The following is an 18,612-nucleotide window of genomic DNA, read 5'->3' as shown; positions in this document are numbered from 1 at the left end:
ACAATCGCTAGTGTAAACCTAGCCAGCGCAAGGAACAACTACTGCAGCACGTCGTGCCAGTTTTCAATCATGTTAATCAGGTCATCCAAGCCACATTCGGCTTGAATTCCATCCGTCGACGTTTGATAAAAGCTGTCCTGGGTATCAAACATGGCTTTGATTTCTTCTTCTGCCGACGCCAGATCAATTTGTCGAGAAACCGATACACCCTCTTCACTGAATATTACATTAAAAGGACCATGTTTGAATTCAGTGGTCTCTTTTTCTGTCTCTGCCAGTCGAGCAGCAACCAACACTCGTTGAATACTTTCTTTATCACGAACGTACTCTGACACCCATTCGCCGATGGCGGCAAACTCATACCCTGTATGGATGCGATACACATTCTCGTCCTGATCAAAGGCAATTTCATAATCCATGACCGTGAACCTCACTGCTTGTCATCTATGTTCTCATCTTGCTTAGTAACACCAGCTTGATCTGTCTGTTGTGTTTGGTTGTCGCGATAAGCTCGGTTGCTTGCTTGCTGTCGCTGTGGAATCGCTGCGGCTAATCTGGCTTGGCGCTCCGCTTCTTTTTTGGCTTTCGCCTCTTCAACCATACGTTCTTCCAACGCAATCATCTCAGGCGTTTCCATTACATAAGGACCAATTGCCCCCGTTCGGACGTCGTTTAAAAAAACCTCCGCCGCTTTGTGCATGTCAACTTTACCACCTGAGCGCAACGCACCGCGCTTAGAACCAATTACTTTCAATACTTCATATGGGTCTGTAGATACATCTTTTAACTTGTAACGTGTCACCAACGCATCCAAATAATCCGCAATAAAAAACTTCAACCCGGCCAACGCCACGTCTTCGTAATCAATCGCCGTGTCTCGCACCGCGCCCGTTACCGCCAAACGATAACTGGCATCGGGGTTTTCAATTTTGGGCCATAAAATCCCCGGTGTATCGAGGATTTGAAAACCGTTCGTCACTTTAAGCTTCTGCTGGGATTTGGTCACTGCGGGCTCATCCCCCACTTTTGCGACCCGTCGCCCTAACAAAGCGTTCATCAGGCTGGATTTGCCCACATTGGGAATTCCCGCAATCATGGCTCTGATTGGTTTTTCAGCACTTCCTCTATGAGGCACCATTTGACCAACCCACTGACTGATTTTCGCCACATCGGCTTTATCTAACGTCGAAAAGGGGTGCGCTAAAACGGTCTCACTACCGCGCCAATGCTCTAACCATAAGTCTAGTCGAGCTTTGTCTGCCAAGTCTTTTTTATTCAAAAGACGAAGCACAGGTACATCACCCCGCAATGTATTAAGCATAGGATTTTGGCTGGAGTCAGGAATACGGGAATCCAACACTTCAATCACGATATCAACTTGCGTCATAACTTCTTCGATTTCACGACGCGCTTTATTCATGTGTCCTGGATACCACTGAACGCTCACCCTAACTCTCCCCTTTTAACCAAGCTTTTTTCGGTGGCGGATTCTACCACAACTTCATACAAGATAGAGAAAATACTCTGCTTATAAAGAAACGAACCTTCGCCTTTGAATTTGACCTTCTGAAAGAGACAACTCTGACGCAAGTCAAGGCAAGCTATAGCAAACACTCTATACTCATCCATTCCAGATTAAGCAAAGCAAGGAATCTGCACCGAGCTTACTCCGCTTAGTCTGGTTGTTCTCTCGATTGGACTGACTATAGATTCAATAGTCGAACGGTCCGTTAGCCGAGGCTGTGTGTGGCCTCGGCTTTTTTCATTTCTTCGTTAACGAACGCCAGCAAATCAGGATATAAGCTCAAAAATGGCAATCTAGCTTGCTCAATCACTGGCTCCAAATCGTCTACAAACGCCTTTAAATGCTCACCGTGCCGCCAACGTCGCATAATCGAAAATAACGCTTTTTCCACCCCATCAACAGTGCCTAAATTGGACAGCCAATTCTCCTTTTCTAAAGAACTGATCATATTTTTCAAGCGCTCTGGGCTACGTTCTTTATCGCGAACCAACCCAGTCAACGCCTGCTGGCAAAAAACATCCAAAGGCGTTTGGCTAAAGCGTTCCCAATACTGGATAAGCCAGTAATCCATCGCGATATCTTGAACTATTCCTGCAAAACGTCGACGCCCTTTTCTTGGCATGGAACGAAACTGCACACTGGCATCATGTTGATCCACCATCACGTCCACCTTTTGGTGCAAACGCCACCCCATTAGTAGATCCGCATCCAGCTGTGCTGCATCGACCGGAAAATCCCCCAACAAATTGCCTACCCACGAGGTGTGAGTAAGTGAAGCAATGTGAAGGTGTGCAAAATAATTCATAGACGCCTTTATCGTTAAAACTCAGTTAAAAGAGAAAAGACAATGTTATCCAATTGCGTCAACGCACAGCGGACTGGCTGTCTTTTTAGTCTATTTTTTGTAAAAATGCTCAATTGTCATCTTAATGGTCAAGATTCACGCCCCTTGAGATACTCTCACTATAAAAATCATCGGCGTATGGATGACATTCATGACATCGACAAAGCCAAACCCAACGCGAGACCAACGAAAATGAGAATAAAGGTCATTATAGCCTGCTGCTTGGCATTCGCTTTAGGCAACCAAGCCATGGCAACCACACTTAAGATTGCTTTCGATACCGACCCCGTTTCATTAGACCCACATGAACAGCTATCTGAAAGCACATTGCAATTTTCGCATCTTGTTTTCGACCCTTTATTACGATGGGATCAAAATGGTCAATTTGAACCCCGACTCGCCACAAAATGGGAAAGAATTGACAACCATACAATGCGTTTTTTTCTGCGTAAAAACGTGACCTTTCGTACCGGAAACCCATTTTCAGCCAAAGACGTCATTTACACGATACAGCGTTTAAAAAAGTCTCCCGATTTTAGAGCCATGTTCGACACGATAGACACGGTTTCAATGGTAGACAATTACACCATTGACGTGCACACCACCTATACCAATCCTTTGCTGCTCAACATCATGACCTACGTTTTCCCGTTGGATAAAACGTTTTACCAAGACCAAGATCAAATTATTAAGTACGGTGAGACCTTCGCCTCTCAGCACGTTTCTGGAACGGGGCCATTTATTCTTGTAAACCGAGAGCTTGGAAGCCGCATGGAGCTAGACCGCAACCCGCATTATTGGGACAAAGACTCCGCTGGTAACGTCGACAAGGTCATTTTAACCCCCATTCGCACTGACTCGACCCGACTGGCAGCGTTGCTGTCAGGGGACGTAGACTTTATTTTCCCTGTTTCTCCCATTGATATCGAACGCACAAAAGGTGCCCAATATCCAGCTAGTAACACTGCCGAGCACCCGTATTTTACTGTTGCACATGAACCAAAAGCGCCGCAAAGAATTTCAAGACATTCGTGTCAGAAAAGCCATTAACCTTGCCATTAACCAATCCCTTATTGTCGACAAAATACTAAAAGGTTACGCAACGCCTGCAGGCCAGTTAAGCCCAGACCGCTTTTTAGGCCACATCAACAACTTAGAGCCTGAATATAACATCACTGAAGCTTTGGCATTAATGAAAGAAGCCGGATACGAAGACGGCTTTAGAATCAGCATGATGGCCCCTAACAACCGCTATATGAGTGACGAAAAAGTCGCACAAGCAATCAGCGCCATGCTGTCTAAAATCCACATTGTTGTCGACCTTAAAACCCTACCGAAAGCTCAATACTTCAAAGAGTTTGATAACCGCAGTGCCGACATGATGATGCTCGGCTGGCAGTCAGACACCATGGATTCCAACAATTTATTTGAATTTATTATTGCCTGCACAGATGCCAAAACCGGCATGGGCGCTTATAATGCCAGCGAATATTGTAGGTTTAACATTGACGATGACATTCGCCAAGCAAACCGAGAGATGAACCCCGAACGGCGCCTTAGACTTTTGCAGCAAATAGAACGCACCTTATACAAGGATGCCGCCATCGTGCCGCTGTATTGGCAGTCATTGACATGGGCAGCAAAAGACAAAGTCAAAATCAAAGACATCGTGAACGATCAAAACTACCCTCATATAGGAGACTTATTCATTGAAGAATAATCAACACCGTCAACTTGTGAGCGTGTTTAGTCGGATAGAAAACCCGTTATTGACCAGTGGAAGCACCCTCACCTTATGCTGATTTTTTTACTGCGTCGCCTCATGCAAGCCTGCTTTGTTATGGTCATTATCAGTGTGATCAGTTTTTCTATCCAAGACAAATTAGGTGACCCCGTTCAGCAAATGGTGGCCATGACTGTCTCGCCAGAAGAACGCAATCAACTGCGCAATGAACTGGGGCTAAATGACGGCTTCTTTGTTCAGTATTGGCGGTTTGCGAAGGGCGCTGTTCAAGGCGATCTTGGCACTTCCTATTACTATAAAGAACCCACCCTTGATGTGATTTTAGAAAAGCTTCCTGCCACATTAGAACTGGCACTTTGCGCCATTATTATTGTCATTCTTGTGGCCACTCCATGCGGCGTTCTTGCTGCTATAAAGCCCAAACACATTCTATCTCGATTGCTGATGGTCATCAGTTCTATAGGGCTTTCCGTGCCTATTTTTATCATCGCCATTCTAATGGTCTACATATTTTCGATAGAATTAAACATGGTGCCCAGCTTTGGTCGGGGCCAAACCACCGAAGTATTCGGCCTATGGGAAAGTGGGCTCGTCACCAAAGACGGTTTAAAACATTTACTGTTACCAAGTTTATCCCTTGCCATTGCCCTAATGCCTATTTTTGTTCGCCTAATCCGTGCCGAAATGATGGAAGTGTTGCAGTCTGAATACATTCGGTTTGCATGGTCAAAGGGGCTGTCAGCGCCACGAATTTATTTTGTCCACGCCTTAAAAAACACCATGCTGCCTGTCATTACGGTCGGTGGCATTCAAGCTGGAACACTGGTTGCGTATACCATTTTGACAGAAACAATTTTTCAATGGCCAGGGATGGGATTCTTATTCATGGACGCTGTAAGTCGGGTAGACACGCCACTGGTTTCGGCCTATTTGATCGTTGTTGGTGGAATTTTTGTAATTACCAACACGTTAGTGGATTTGATCTACGGCTTAGTAAACCCCACCGTACGTTTAGCGAGCCATGGACTATGAAGTACTCGAAAAAAGACCTCATTCATCCGGTTTCTGGCAGCCGCTGGAGCCATATTTTATCGGGTTTTGTTGGCGACAAACTGGCCATGTTGGCGCTGATTATCTTTCTCTTCTATTGCCTTGTTGCCCTACTGGCTCCCTTGGTTGCCCCCTTTGATATTGTCGACCCTGCGTTTATGGATTTGATGAATTCCGAGATTGCCCCTAGCTGGATCAGTGGAGACAGCCGATTCCTATTAGGCACAGACGCCCAAGGTCGCGACCTACTGTCGGTTATTTTATATGGCACGCGACTTTCACTCACCATCGGCATTTGCGCTGTTTTGATTCAGGCCACCTTAGGCATCTGCATTGGTCTGGTGGCGGGGTATTTAGGTGGCCGTATCGACAATTTTTTAATGCGCTGTGCAGACATTCAACTGTCTTTTTCCAATATGATGGTGGCCATTGTGTTTTTAGCCATCTTCCAATCCTTGTTTGGTATGGCGCGTTACCAACAACTGGCCATGGTCATCTTGATTCTTGTTATTGGTTTAACCGAGTGGCCGCTTTTTGCCCGTACTATTCGAGCCTCTGTGTTAGCGGAGAAGCAGCAAGAGTATGTCGATGCGGCGCGAGTGATGGGAATCAGCTCAAAACGCATTATGTTTCGACACATTTTGCCCAACACCTTATCGCCCATTCTGGTTATCTTCACTGTCCAAATTGCTAACGCTATTGTCGCCGAAGCCGCACTGTCGTTTTTAGGCTTGGGAATGCCCGCGACTGAGCCGTCATTAGGGTCACTTATTTCCGAAGGCTTCGCCTACATGTTTGCAGGCTCATGGTGGATTTGTGTGATTCCTAGCGTCACTTTGATTATTTTAATTTTGGCCATGAATTTACTGGGCGATTGGTTGCGCGACCATCTAAATCCAAGGACGTATAAAGACTAATATGAATTTATTAAGCGTCAGCCATCTACACGTCAACTTTCACATGAAAAAGCAGGAACTGGCTGCTCTGATTGACGTCAGCTTTACCCTTAATCGCGGTGAGCGAATTGCGATCGTGGGTGAATCGGGGGCAGGAAAATCCATTCTTGGCTTTTCTATAGTCAACTTGATTGGTAAACCAGGTTACATCGAATCAGGTTCAATTAAATTAGAAAACAAAGAACTGACAACCATGAACCTTCGCCAGCTTCAGGAAGTGCGAGGCAAACGCATTGCTATGATTTTCCAAGATCCAATGATGACGTTAAACCCCGTCTTGACCATTGGCGATCAACTGGTGGAAACCATCCGCAGCCACACAAAAATTTCGTACAAAGATGCGCGTAACATTGCCATTGAAAAACTGCACAACGTGCAAATTGCATCTCCCGAAAAGCGCTTTGATCAATACCCTCACGAATTATCTGGCGGGATGAGACAACGGGTTATCATAGCGTCTGTGCTTTTATTGAACCCAGATATTATTATTGCAGATGAGCCCACTACCGCCTTGGATGTGACTATTCAAGCCGAAATTCTCCAGCTGTTATTGGCCATTTGCCGAGATAACGGCGTGGCGCTTATTTTGATCAGCCATGATCTTGGCGTGGTCTCTAAAGTGGCTGAACGAACCCTAGTCATGTATGCCGGTCATATAGTAGAAGAAGGCCCGACATTGGAAATCATCAATGATCCTCAGCATCCTTATACCCAAGGATTGCTAAACGCCTTGCCTCAGATGACGTTACCTGGCCAACGCCTCAACCAAATACAAGGCAGCATGCCCTCTTTGACCGAGCGCCCATCCGGCTGTGCATTTCATCCTCGATGCCCTTACGCCACACAAAAACCGCAGTTTATTTACAACGGTGTGTCCACTGTGGCCTGCTTTATTATAGAAGACATGCTGAATGAATTTTCAGAGAATGAAAAGGAGGCATTGTAATGGCAACGCCTCTTATTCAAATTAGCGGCCTCGAAAAAGCCTTTACCACCAAGGAAAGCTGGCTGGGACAATGGCGCCTGCATCAAGGCAAACTCACCCGACACAAAGACAGCGTTCATGCACTGAATGGCGTAAACCTTACAGTCAACCAAGGAGAAACACTGTGTGTGGTCGGGGAGACGGGGTGCGGAAAATCAACGTTAGCACGGGTCATTATGGGGTTAACCAAACCCAGCGCCGGTGAAATCCACTATCTTGACCAACGCATCGATCAACTTAACGATCGTCAACGTATGTTTTTCCGTCGTCGTATGCAAATGGTGTTTCAAAACCCATACGCGTCGCTCAACCCCAGAATGACGGTGTATCAAACGCTGAGCGAGCCAATTTCCTTCCATAATCCACAACTGTCTCAATCTCATGTGGATGAAAAAATTGACGAACTTCTAGAGTCTGTGGGCATCTCGGCGTCCAGTTCCGACCGTTACCCTCATGAATTCTCGGGCGGTCAACGCCAACGTATTAGCTTGGCTCGCGCTTTGTCCGTAGAGCCGGATTTTATTGTCGCGGACGAGCCGCTGTCGGCTTTGGACGTGTCCGTGCAAGCTCAAGTTCTCAATCTTATGATGGACAAACAAGAAGAGCGAAATCTGAGCTACTTGTTCATTACGCATGATTTGGCGGTTGTAGAGCACTTTGCCACTCGTGTGGCCGTCATGTATTTAGGGCGAGTCTGTGAACTGGCACCCACAGCCACTTTGTTCAGCTCACCAAAACACCCATATACACAAGCCTTGTTATCGGCGATTCCTCGATTAGACAGCAACACAGCGCAACCCATTCGACTCATTGGCGAAGTACCAACCCCAACGGAAAAGCCCATCGGATGTGTTTTTCAAGCGCGATGCCCTTATGCCAATCAGCGGTGTTACGAATCCTCACCCGCTATGACGTTACAAAGTGATGGCAGCAGTGTGGCATGTCACGCTATTGAGGAGGGTCGTCTATGATGCTCGCCTTTTCTCTTCTGCTCGTCAGGAGGCCTCATGGAAATAAGATGGCTTGAGGACTTTATCGCCCTAGCGAAAACGCGCCATTTTTCGCGTGCCGCGGACGAACAAAACGTGACACAGCCTACGTTTAGTCGACGCATTAAGTTACTGGAAGAAGAAATGCGCGTCACGCTTATTGACCGCAACACATTGCCTCTGTCATTAACACCTGCAGGCGAAGTGTTTCTGCAAAGCGCCGAGCTGATTACAAGACAATTAAGGGATACGAAAGAGCGTTGCCAAGAGATCCGCAAACAGGAAGAATCCCAAGTACGCTTTGTCACAACGCAAACTCTATTCCTGAGTTTTTACAAAGAAGTGATCGAACCCTTTTGCCAAAGTATCGACATGGATCTCGACATCAATATGAAGTCGAGTTCTTGGTTGGGCATTGATTTTGTGAACTCATTAATGGATCAACAATGCGACATCATGCTGTGTTATTGGCATCCGGCGATTAACTTCATTCGTGCGCTTGATGATGAACAGTATGAACATTTGGTGATTGCCGAAGAAACACTCATTCCTTGTAGCGCGACCGACGCAACGGGTGAGCCTAAGTTCACGCTGCCAGGCGCCAAACGTAAGCCATTACCCTATATTGGCTATTATGAAAATTCATTCCTGCAACCGGTGATTCACCACCACCTACAAAGACAACGAGACATTCCTCAGCTACAAACACTGTCAGAGAATTATCACTCTGTCAGCATCAAAGCCATGGTAAAAGAAGGTTACGGTGTGGGTTGGATCCCAAAACGCCTCATGTTAGACACCCTAAATTACGGGAAAGTGGCGTTGGCGGGCGAAGAAAACTGGCACATCCCCTTAGAAATACGGTTGTACCGTTCAAAGTTCAATCAGAACCCCAATCTAACGCAATTTTGGGAAGCGCTAAAACACAAAATAGCTCGCAGTGGATCACTTTAAACCACCGCGAGCGACTGACTTTAACCCATCATTATCTCGGTTTACAGATGCTGTTCTTGCTCGTTCAGCGCCACCATAATTGGATCACTTCCCATTGAACGAGCGCCCAACGCTTTGCTAAAAAGATAACCCTGTCCGATGTCGCAACCGTATTCCCGCAACAACGCTAACTGTTCGTTGCTATCAATACCTTCTGCAATCACTTTCAAACCCAAACTGTGACTCAGACTGATAATCGCTTTTGTTAATGCGGCGTTATTGTCATCTTCAATAATATCTCGAATAAATACCTGATCTATTTTGACATAATGAAAGGGAAGTTTTTCAAATAGCTCAAGCTGGAATATCCCGTTCCAAAATCGTCAATCGCCAGTTTCATACCAAGACGACTGATCTGTCGTAACAGTTCGGCACAACTTTCAGCATCTTCAATCAAAATAGACTCGGTGACTTCTATTTCCAACAAACTGGGATCCACCTTATATTTATCTAACAAGGCCATTAATTTAGGTAAGAAATCCACGCGTTTGAGCTGCGCCGCTGAACAATTAATCGCAATGGGTGGCACAGTAATACCTTGCTCTTGCCACTCTATAATATGGCGGAAGGCTTGTTCAAATACCCAATCCCCCAAAGGCAAAATAATCCCACTTCGCTCCGCGATAGGAACAAATTCAGCCGGAGAAACAACACCTAATTCTTCGTCTTCCCAGCGTAACAAGGCTTCCATACCCACACATCGCTCGCTCATCAAATCGACTTTGGGTTGAAAGTGAAGTTCAAGCTTTTCATTTAGCAACCCTTGTCGCAAACGTGTTTCTATCCGCACATTGCGAGCAAACCGCTGCCCCATTTCACCGTCGTAAAAATGATACGTTGCACGCCCTGCTGTTTTGGCTTGATATACCGCCATGTCTGCATTTTTAATCAAGGTCACTGCATCTAAACCAAAGTCAGGAAACAAAGCCACACCGATAGAGCAACCGATGTCCAATGTCAGGCCATCGACAAAATAACTCTGACTGATCTTATGAATAATGTCTTTTGAGAGCGTATTTAGTTGCGGCATTTCTTGATGGTCACTTTGCACCAAAATCACCAAAAATGCGTCACCGCCTAGGTAGCCCACTTCGGCATTTTCAGGCAAGACCGACGTTAACCGTTCAGACACTTTGACGAGAAGCTTATCTCCTACACCATGCCCGAATGCGTCATTAATGGTTTTAAAATGATCTAAATCTAAGATCATAGCGGCTAATTTTTTGTCGGTCTTTTTACAACCAACAATAAGCTCACTCAACCTATGTTGTATCTGATAACGACTGAAAAGCCCGGTTAGTTCATCAATTTCAATACGCTTATTTACGGTGTCCAACATGGCAAAATACGTTAGGGACAGCTTTCTTGTATAAAATGCTAAACACAACCCTAATACGGTAAACAGCAATACGGGCATTAAAATCAGCCACCAATGCAACTGACTCTGAATGCTTTCAATGTAACGTGTATCGACTCGCCACTTACGCCCAGCAATTGCAATCGTTGACGAATTGTACTCTCCTTCTTTCCATGCGTTGTTTGATGAATCAGCAAACCAAATTGGTGGGCCCTCTGTGATATCGCCCATTCGGTAAAAGAGGGTTTTGTTCACCAATGGCGCAATCTGATTGAGTAAATCGTCCACGTTAAAATAGGCGCCTACCATACCGTGAAAACCAATACTGTCGGTTATTTTAGAAGGGCGAACATCAACAGAAAGATAAATGGGGGCTCTAAAAATAAAGGTATCCAGAAAAGAATTTTCCGCATCCTCTGCAAAAGGTGATAACGAGGGTTGCGATAGAGCCACATCCGACGCATTACGAACCGCTTGAATAGACGCTACATATTTATAATCTGGGTATAAAAGGTCATAGCCATAAACAAGCTTATCTGGGTACCCCAGTGTCAGGGGTAAATATTCGGCTCTGTCACCTTCTGGGTGAATCGTAAAATCGCTGTTACCCAGCAAAATTCTTTGCTTAATTTCATACTCATTTTTTTTGCTCAGCGGAACATATTGAGCAGAGTACAAGCTCATCTCATGAGTACTTACTAAATTACGAGCAAAACGGGCAAAATGTTCCGATGTCACCTCTCCTTTACTCGACTCGATTAAAGCCACGACGGCCGAAAACTCAGATTTGTATTGCGTTAAGGTATTGTTTAGCTTTTCTGTGAAATGGGTTCCAAGCGCTTTTTGGTCGATGTAGGCATGCTCAGACTCTTCCCAATACATCGCAAAACTGATGATCACACCACATAAAAAAACAACACTAAAAACACTGGCAGGCGCCTTTTTACTCTTCACGTGGTTTCTTAATGAAATCATTGTTTACCTATGGATGTTTACCAGTTTCAAATGAAGCCGTCGGTTCCTCTATGAACCTTACCTAGTCACTTTACCTAAAAACCATAAAACCAACACGGAATAATTATCGAAGAAAAGTATTTACCGCTGTTTTCTGGTATTCTTCGCGTATTATTTATTCTAATAGACAGGCCTTTTGTGACCCAATTCAATCACACCTTAAATACACTACTTCCAACTAAATTAACCGCCTTGCTTTCTGACATGGGGTTCACTACGTTCACGCCTATTCAAGAGCAAAGTTTACCGCCGATGATTGAGGGTAAAGACATCCTAGCTCAAGCTCAAACGGGCAGCGGTAAAACCTTAGCCTTTGCAATTGGCCTGTTGCTTAAGATCAACCCTCGTTTCTTTGGCGTACAAGCACTGGTTATGTGTCCAACTCGCGAGCTTGCTGACCAAGTCTCTAAAGAAATTCGTAAAGTGGCTCGTTTTCAAGACAACATCAAAGTACTTAGCTTATGTGGTGGTATGCCGTTTGGACCACAAATTGGGTCTTTAGAACACGGTGCGCACATTGTGGTTGGGACACCTGGGCGTTTGATGGAGCATTTACGCAAAGGCACTCTCAAGCTAAACGCGTTAAATACTCTGGTATTGGACGAAGCCGACCGAATGCTAGACATGGGATTCGTCGATAGTATTCGTGAAGTGGTTGAGCTCACACCAAATAACCGCCAAACCCTGCTTTTTTCGGCTACCTACGGCGATGGCATCGAAGCCATTAGTACAGAGTTTCAAAATGCCCCTGTTAGTATCAAAGTGGAAGTTCAAGAAGACCTTAAACCAAATATAGAACAATTTTTCGTTCGCAGCGAAAACAAAGACAAATGCGAGACGCTTTTGGCAGCGTTACAACACTTTGAACCTCGCCAAGCGATCGTATTCTGTAACACAAAAGCAGAGTCTCAAGTCGTTGCAGATTGGTTAGCGGAACACAAAGTTGCTGCGCAAGCCATTCACGGTGATCTTGAACAAAGGCAACGCGATCAAGTATTGGTTCGTTTCAGTAATCAGAGCAGCTGTGTATTAGTGGCCACTGACGTAGCCGCTCGCGGTATCGACGTAAAAGAAATCGACCTTGTCGTGAACTATGACACCACTCGTGATACCGACGTGCACACACACCGTATCGGTCGAACTGGCCGTGCAGGCGCAGCAGGTATTGCCGTCAATCTTGTAACATCAAAAGACGACTACAAAGTGCGAGATATTGAAACTCGGTTTGGCATCACCGCCAACTTTATTGAATTGGAATCGCTCGATCCGCACTATCGTTTGATACCACAGAAAACCACCATTTCATTTGACGCAGGCAGAAAAAACAAGCTTCGCCCAGGCGATATTCTTGGTGCATTAACCGCGGGTCTAGGATTGGACAAATCTCAAGTCGGCAAAATCGATATTTTCGATTTTCATGCTTATGTGTCCATCGATAACGCCGTTGCCAAAAGCGTTGTTAAAGAATTTGAAAACAAAAAAATCAAAGGCAAAAACATTCGCGCTCGAATCCTTCGCTAATGTTTACGCGCTTACCCACATCGTTCTGGTTTACTCCGACAGCGCAAGCTGTCGGTTTTATCATCGGTGCAGTGATTATACTTGTTGCCACTCTAACCCCTGCCGCTCAACTCCCTCCTGTGCCTGGTACAGACAAACTTCACCACATCATCGGGTTTGGTGGATGGGCCTTATTGTGTGCCTTTGGGCCTTTAAAACGCTTTTTAAGCCTCGCCATGCTGATCATTCTTTTGGGCGGTGTTGTCGAAATAATTCAGCCTTATGTGAACAGACATGGTGAATGGCTGGACTTTTACGCCGACGCTTTTGGCGTGTTCATAGTAGTAATCATCAAGCTAGGCGCATGGATTTTTTCGAAACGGACGCAAAGGATGGATGAAAGCCTGAAAAAGACCTGATAAAGTATAACCACTCGGTCAAATATCTTTTTCAAAACACACGACAACCGCTAAGAGAGACATATGAGCCATTTAAAAGCGTGGCGCTCCGCCATTGTTCACTGCATTGCCGACCCAAAAGATGTGGGCATCAGTGCAGCGTATGAATACTTTGAAGATGGCTTACTGGTCATTGAAGACGATAAAATCTATGCGTTAGGTCACGCCAAAGACCTACTTTCTTCACTTCCTCAAGGCACCGTCGTAGAACATCATCCTGATGCCATCATCACCCCTGGATTCATAGACACTCACATTCATTACCCGCAGACAGACATGATTGGCTCCTACGGTGAGCAGCTGTTAACTTGGTTGAATACCTATACTTTTCCAGAAGAAAGTAAATTCAGTGACAAAGCTCATGCCAAAGAGGTGGCGGAACGTTTCCTTAGCGAACTACTTCGCAATGGCACCACCACAGCACTTGTATTTGGCACCGTGCATAAAGTGTCCGTAGACGCCTTTTTCGAAGCGTGCGAAGTACACAACTTACGCATGATTTGCGGCAAAGTCATGATGGACAGAAACGCGCCAGATTACCTGACCGACACACCAGAAAGCAGTTACCAAGAAAGCAAAGAACTGATCGATACATGGCACAATAAAGGCCGACTGCATTACGCCATCACCCCTCGTTTCGCACCAACAAGCTCCGACGAGCAGTTACAATTGGCGGGTAAACTGTTAGGCGAATACAAGGATGTGTACATGCATACACACTTATCCGAAAACAAAGACGAATGCGCTTGGGTACAAGACCTATTCCCACAAAGCACAAACTATCTGGATGTTTATGATCAACATAAACTCCTGAGCGAACGATCTGTGTTCGCTCATGGCATCCATTTGTGTGACAGCGAATACCATAGATTGCATGAAACAGGATCAGCGATTTCATTTTGCCCAACGTCCAATTTATTTATTGGTAGCGGCTTATTCAAATTAAGCAAAGCAGAAGAGCATAAAGTGAACGTGGGTCTTGGCACCGATGTCGGTGGCGGCACCAGCTTCTCTATGCTACAAACCCTGAATGAAGCCTATAAGGTGATTCAGCTGCAAAACGAAAACCTCAACCCAATCAAATCTTTGTATTTATCGACCCTAGGCGGTGCGAGAGCGCTTCGCTTAGAAGATAAAATTGGCAACTTGGCGGTGGGCAGTGAAGCTGACTTTATCCTCCTTGATAAAAAAGCCACGCCATTATTAAAATCACGCTTAGCTCTTTCTAAAAACATAGAAGAAAGCCTATTTGTTTTCATGACCATAGGCGACGACCGAGCAATCCAAGCGACGTATTCTGCAGGAAAGTGCGTACATCAACGCTAGAGCCATCCAAAGTAAACTTAGCAAATACAAAAATGACCAGGTTACATCTCTGTGAACGTGGTCATTTTTTTATATAATCACTGCTATTATTTTTCAATTTAGCACAAATAGTGAGCACTCATATTATGCATTCTCTTGCTACCGTCGCCCTTGGCGCTTTCGCCATTATCTTCTTTTGTGCTGCACTCATCGTCGGGTTAATCGTTCTTAAAAAATACAAAGCCGAACAAATACGACTCAATGAACGTGCAAAAAAACGCGCCTATGCCAATCAGAATCAGCCTAAATAATTGATGACTACGGGTACAAGCGAACAATGCCGCTTTTTCCTTCAATGTCGCCTAAAATCCACACTTTTTCGAACGCATGTGGGATCGGCATGGTTATACAGTGCTCCAGCGCTTTAATGTCAGATTGAGTCCACGCCGGGTGAGTATTACGAATCACCAACCAAACACGATGGGTTTCATAACGTTTACTGGCTTTGTTTTCCAAAATTTTATTGAGCGCTCGCAGTAGGCGTTCGTCCGCAGGTTCGTTCTTTAGCGTTCGAAGCACTTCGCGTGTTGCCGGGCTTAAGTCACGTCCCAACAACTCCATAGCCTCTTCTTCAGAACCATACAAATGCGCAATTTCCAGATCTAGGCGTTCCCCTTCTAACATACAAGACACATCAGGACGTATTGGATCATTGTGCCAAATATGACGAATATGCTTGCCGGTATTATTTTCATAACAACGCATAAAAAGCTTAGCCGCTTGATGTTCAAGCTCTATTTTTTCTTGCTCACTGTTATGCATAAAACTGTCTCCTTCTCCCTAAGACGACTCACGAAATAAGCCATCTTATAAATTACGCAAACGAATCACAAAGATTAAACATTATCCAATCACTTCCTTATTTCATGCACACATTCGTAAACGTAGCAATATAAAGCCTGAGTATAATACTCAGCTATTATTAGGGACCGACCTAGTTCTTCCCTTTAAACATCCTATTTTCTTGGAAACGCTATATGGAAAATGCACACAACAGCACCGCTGCCTCCGGCATGGGGTCAAAAGAGTTCACGCTTTTAGTCGCCTTGTTAATGTCTATCACCGCGATTTCTATTGATGCTTTATTGCCAGCCCTTGGCATTATCGGCAACGAATTGGGTGCGGTGACGGCAAACCAACCACAACTTCTTATCAGCATGTTGTTTTTGGGATTGGCATTAGGCCAATTGGTTTGTGGCCCGTTGTCGGACTCTTTGGGCCGTCGCCCCATTCTGTTTGGTGGTTTTGCCCTGTATTTGGTTGGCACTATTGTGTGCTACCAAGCCGATAGTTTGGAATTACTCATGTTGGGACGCTTTATTCAAGGCTTAGGTGTGGCCGGCCCTTATATTTCGGCTATTTCGTTGGTTAGAGACTTGTACCATGGCGCTCAAATGGCACGCATCATGTCTTTGGTAATGATGATCTTCGTCTTAGTTCCAGCGATTGCCCCAACACTAGGCCAAGCCATTATGTTTGTATCAGACTGGCGTGGCATTTTTGAAATGTACCTCGTCTACGCAGCTTGCTTGATTGTTTGGATTGGCTGGCGCTTAAAGGAAACCTTACCAAAATCTAATCGTATTCCTTTTACACAAAAAGGCTTTTATGAAGGCTTTAAAGAAGTCGTAACGAATAGAATCACAGCAAGTTACACCATTTGCATGGGGCTATTTTTTGGCAGTTTTATTGGTTACTTAAACTCATCACAACAAATTTTTCAGGTGCAGTTTAAAACCGGTAACCTGTTTGCACTTTACTTTGGGCTATTGGCGCTGGTGCTGGGATTTTCGTCTTTAATCAACTCCCGCATTGTCGAAAAACATGGCGCAAAATACATCGCTTTTAGAGCCATCTGCGTGGTCGTGATTACGTCCATCGCCTTCTTTGCCTTGCATGCGGTTGTTACCATTAGCTTATGGATGTTCTTAATCTACGCTGCCATTTTATTCTTCTGCTTTGGCTTGCTGTTTGGCAACGTAAACTCTCTAGCTATGGAGCCCATGGGACATGTCGCCGGCATTGCTTCTGCGGTAATCGGTTCCGTCTCATCCATTATGTCCATGAGCATCGGCACGGTAATAGGCCAGATGTACAACAACACGTTAATGCCTATTTCTGGGGGTTTTGTCATCATGGGAACGCTGGCCTTATGCCTTATGTACTGGGCAGAGAAAGGCAGAGTAGAAGAAGTCAATGAAATATAAAATTTGAGGGTAAATAGCGGAAGTTGTGAAGTTAGTTTTTTTGAGTATAATCCAAGCGCTCAAAAAACTAACCTCTATTTTAATGGACTTAAAATGAAAAAATCCCTAGGTATTGCTCTATCATCTTTGGTTTTACTGCTATCAGGCTGTTCAACTAACTCCCAGTTTCCGGTGGCTTATACACGGGAGTCACTCATTCAGGTGTGTCCACAGGTGGCATTAAAAATAGCAGTGTTACCGATTTGAAGAAAGGCACCTCTTCTTGTATTTCAGTACTTGGTTTAATCGCAACGGGTGATTGTTCAGAAGACACTGCACGCAAAAATGGAGGTATAACAAAGGTACATTCTGTGTATCATGAGTCTACAAGCGTTTATATATTCTTCAATAAATACGAAACGATCGTAACAGGCGAATAATACGCACCTGCCATGTGACGGGTTTTCGTGATATAGCAGATATCTCACTTTTTTGTTAGGAGACACCGCAACCTGTGTCTCCTAAACTGTTAAAAAACCACACTATTTGAATACATTAATAACTAAGTGTTTCAAGTTGTGCCCTCAACTCATCTTTACCTGTAATAGTCTGATTCATCAGTGCGGGCGTCAAAAGAGCCTCTTTACTCACGGCTTTTAAAATAAAAAAGCGTTCATTAGGGACTGAGAAAACGGTCATCCAAGCCAATAAAGTGGATTCAAGCACGGCTTCAAACTCCGCAAATAAAGCAAAGGTCGATGGCGCCATTTTATGTTGCTCGCCCAACAAAATACGGTAACTTGCTAACCGTTCTGGCTTTACGATCCATTCGGACCATAGAGCTATCCACCCAGCAATAAAGTCTGAGTCTGCGGTCGTATTCTGAGAAGACAACGCTTGCTCCATTTCCTCCTGTGCTCTTTCAGTCAAAGCCGACAACGCCGTTTCCCACAGCACCAATTTAGTCGGAAAATTACTGTATACCGTTGGCTTGGATACCGCTGCCGTCAACACCACCTGATCAATACTGGTACTTTGATAGCCTTGCTTGGTAAACAGTTCACACGCCGCTTCGACAATATGCGATTTTTTACTGGGTCTTCCTCTTGCCATAAACGCCTCAACTTATCGTGTGGTCTTGCTTACTTCGTAGTGCATTTTTACTTCTTAATGAGTAGTTTGGGACTGACGCTGTGCTTCTCTGTACGCTCGGTAAATACCGCCATTTTGCTTCTCATCTTGCTCGACCCACGCTTTTGTCATTCGTTGATTAATTCGTTCAAGCTCTCTCAAAAGTGAAGATGACGGTTGGTTATACACAATGCCACCGTCTTTTAATGAAGCTAGATCTGTCTCAACACGCTCTTTCGTTTCTATCCAACCATTACGCTCGGCTTTTATAGACGCTTTGTCTATCGCGGCTTTGGTCTTTTCGTCCAGCTGATCATAAGCACGCTTATTCATGACAACGATTTCTTTAGGTATCCAAATTCGTAAGTCGTTCAAATACGGCGCATAATCCCAAATCTGACTGTCCTCACCAACAGACAGTGATGCAAAACGCCCTTCTAGTTTACCCTGTTCAAATGCAGACTTTACGTCTTTTAACGGTATTTTCACCGGCGAAGCCCCAAGACTTTGAATCA

The 18,612-nt window shown here is 44.9% G+C and carries 15 protein-coding genes and 4 pseudogenes; 12 read left to right on the top strand and 7 right to left on the bottom strand.

Features of this window, described 5'->3' with window-relative positions:
- Positions 1-38 precede the first annotated feature (38 nt).
- The 3 genes from N5P32_RS11335 to N5P32_RS11325 all read right to left on the bottom strand — a co-directional run bounded on the left by N5P32_RS11335 (position 39) and on the right by N5P32_RS11325 (position 2,330).
- Entirely contained in the window at positions 39-419 is a 381-nt protein-coding gene (locus tag N5P32_RS11335; RefSeq protein ID WP_265729174.1) for a YacL family protein, read from the bottom strand.
- A gap of 11 nt (positions 420-430) precedes the next feature.
- A complete protein-coding gene (gene ylqF, locus N5P32_RS11330; RefSeq protein WP_265729173.1) occupies positions 431-1,447 on the bottom strand; it encodes a ribosome biogenesis GTPase YlqF in 1,017 nt (338 codons plus the stop codon).
- Positions 1,448-1,730: 283 nt separating this feature from the next.
- Entirely contained in the window at positions 1,731-2,330 is a 600-nt protein-coding gene (locus N5P32_RS11325; RefSeq protein WP_265729172.1) for an acyl carrier protein phosphodiesterase, read from the bottom strand.
- Between the two features lie 42 nt (positions 2,331-2,372).
- Here N5P32_RS11325 and N5P32_RS18245 point away from each other — a divergent pair.
- The 6 genes and pseudogenes from N5P32_RS18245 (at position 2,373) to N5P32_RS11295 (ending at position 9,047) form a co-directional block, all read left to right on the top strand.
- A pseudogene (locus N5P32_RS18245) lies at positions 2,373-4,089 on the top strand (ABC transporter substrate-binding protein).
- Between the two features lie 75 nt (positions 4,090-4,164).
- Positions 4,165-5,145: an ABC transporter permease gene (locus N5P32_RS11315; RefSeq protein WP_265729171.1), complete on the top strand. Its 981-nt coding sequence runs from the start codon at positions 4,165-4,167 to the stop codon at positions 5,143-5,145.
- On the top strand, positions 5,142-6,080 hold the full coding sequence (locus tag N5P32_RS11310) for an ABC transporter permease (RefSeq protein ID WP_265729170.1): 939 nt from the start codon (positions 5,142-5,144) through the stop codon (positions 6,078-6,080). The genes N5P32_RS11315 and N5P32_RS11310 overlap by 4 nt, the downstream gene beginning before the upstream one ends.
- 1 nt (position 6,081) lies before the next feature.
- Positions 6,082-7,065, top strand: coding sequence for an ABC transporter ATP-binding protein (locus N5P32_RS11305; RefSeq protein WP_265729169.1), 984 nt, complete (start codon positions 6,082-6,084; stop codon positions 7,063-7,065).
- Positions 7,065-8,075, top strand: a complete 1,011-nt coding sequence (locus N5P32_RS11300; RefSeq protein WP_265729168.1) for an ABC transporter ATP-binding protein — start codon at positions 7,065-7,067, stop codon at positions 8,073-8,075. The genes N5P32_RS11305 and N5P32_RS11300 overlap by 1 nt, the downstream gene beginning before the upstream one ends.
- Before the next feature lie 36 nt (positions 8,076-8,111).
- On the top strand, positions 8,112-9,047 hold the full coding sequence (locus N5P32_RS11295; protein ID WP_265729167.1) for a LysR family transcriptional regulator: 936 nt from the start codon (positions 8,112-8,114) through the stop codon (positions 9,045-9,047).
- A gap of 41 nt (positions 9,048-9,088) precedes the next feature.
- Here the strand turns inward: N5P32_RS11295 and N5P32_RS11290 are convergent.
- Positions 9,089-11,325 (bottom strand): annotated as a pseudogene (locus N5P32_RS11290) (EAL domain-containing protein).
- A gap of 270 nt (positions 11,326-11,595) precedes the next feature.
- Between N5P32_RS11290 and dbpA the strand changes: the two are divergent.
- The 4 genes from dbpA to N5P32_RS11270 all read left to right on the top strand — a co-directional run bounded on the left by dbpA (position 11,596) and on the right by N5P32_RS11270 (position 15,031).
- On the top strand, positions 11,596-12,978 hold the full coding sequence (gene dbpA / locus N5P32_RS11285; RefSeq protein ID WP_265729166.1) for an ATP-dependent RNA helicase DbpA: 1,383 nt from the start codon (positions 11,596-11,598) through the stop codon (positions 12,976-12,978).
- Entirely contained in the window at positions 12,978-13,376 is a 399-nt protein-coding gene (locus N5P32_RS11280) for a VanZ family protein (RefSeq protein ID WP_265729165.1), read from the top strand. The genes dbpA and N5P32_RS11280 overlap by 1 nt, the downstream gene beginning before the upstream one ends.
- A 63-nt stretch (positions 13,377-13,439) precedes the next feature.
- Positions 13,440-14,741, top strand: a complete 1,302-nt coding sequence (guaD, locus tag N5P32_RS11275; protein ID WP_265729164.1) for a guanine deaminase — start codon at positions 13,440-13,442, stop codon at positions 14,739-14,741.
- A 110-nt stretch (positions 14,742-14,851) separates the two neighbouring features.
- Entirely contained in the window at positions 14,852-15,031 is a 180-nt protein-coding gene (locus N5P32_RS11270; protein WP_265729163.1) for a hypothetical protein, read from the top strand.
- A 7-nt stretch (positions 15,032-15,038) separates the two neighbouring features.
- Here N5P32_RS11270 and N5P32_RS11265 read toward each other — a convergent pair whose 3' ends face one another.
- Entirely contained in the window at positions 15,039-15,542 is a 504-nt protein-coding gene (locus N5P32_RS11265) for a hypothetical protein (protein ID WP_265729162.1), read from the bottom strand.
- A gap of 215 nt (positions 15,543-15,757) precedes the next feature.
- Here N5P32_RS11265 and N5P32_RS11260 point away from each other — a divergent pair, with 215 nt between their 5' ends.
- A complete protein-coding gene (locus tag N5P32_RS11260; protein ID WP_265729161.1) occupies positions 15,758-16,987 on the top strand; it encodes a multidrug effflux MFS transporter in 1,230 nt (409 codons plus the stop codon).
- Between the two features lie 185 nt (positions 16,988-17,172).
- Positions 17,173-17,406: pseudogene (locus N5P32_RS18240) on the top strand (TRL domain-containing protein); the annotation flags it as partial.
- Positions 17,407-17,521: 115 nt separating this feature from the next.
- Here the strand turns inward: N5P32_RS18240 and N5P32_RS11255 are convergent.
- Together N5P32_RS11255 and N5P32_RS11250 are read right to left on the bottom strand one after the other, a co-directional pair.
- Positions 17,522-18,079, bottom strand: a complete 558-nt coding sequence (locus tag N5P32_RS11255; RefSeq protein WP_265729160.1) for a TetR/AcrR family transcriptional regulator — start codon at positions 18,077-18,079, stop codon at positions 17,522-17,524.
- A gap of 54 nt (positions 18,080-18,133) precedes the next feature.
- Positions 18,134-18,612: pseudogene (locus N5P32_RS11250) on the bottom strand (hypothetical protein); the annotation flags it as partial.

It is taken from the genome of Marinomonas pontica (assembly GCF_026191375.1).
Classification (GTDB): domain Bacteria; phylum Pseudomonadota; class Gammaproteobacteria; order Pseudomonadales; family Marinomonadaceae; genus Marinomonas; species Marinomonas pontica.
The sequence above is the reverse complement of the archived record's forward strand: the minus strand, read 5'-3'. Positions and strand labels throughout refer to the sequence as shown.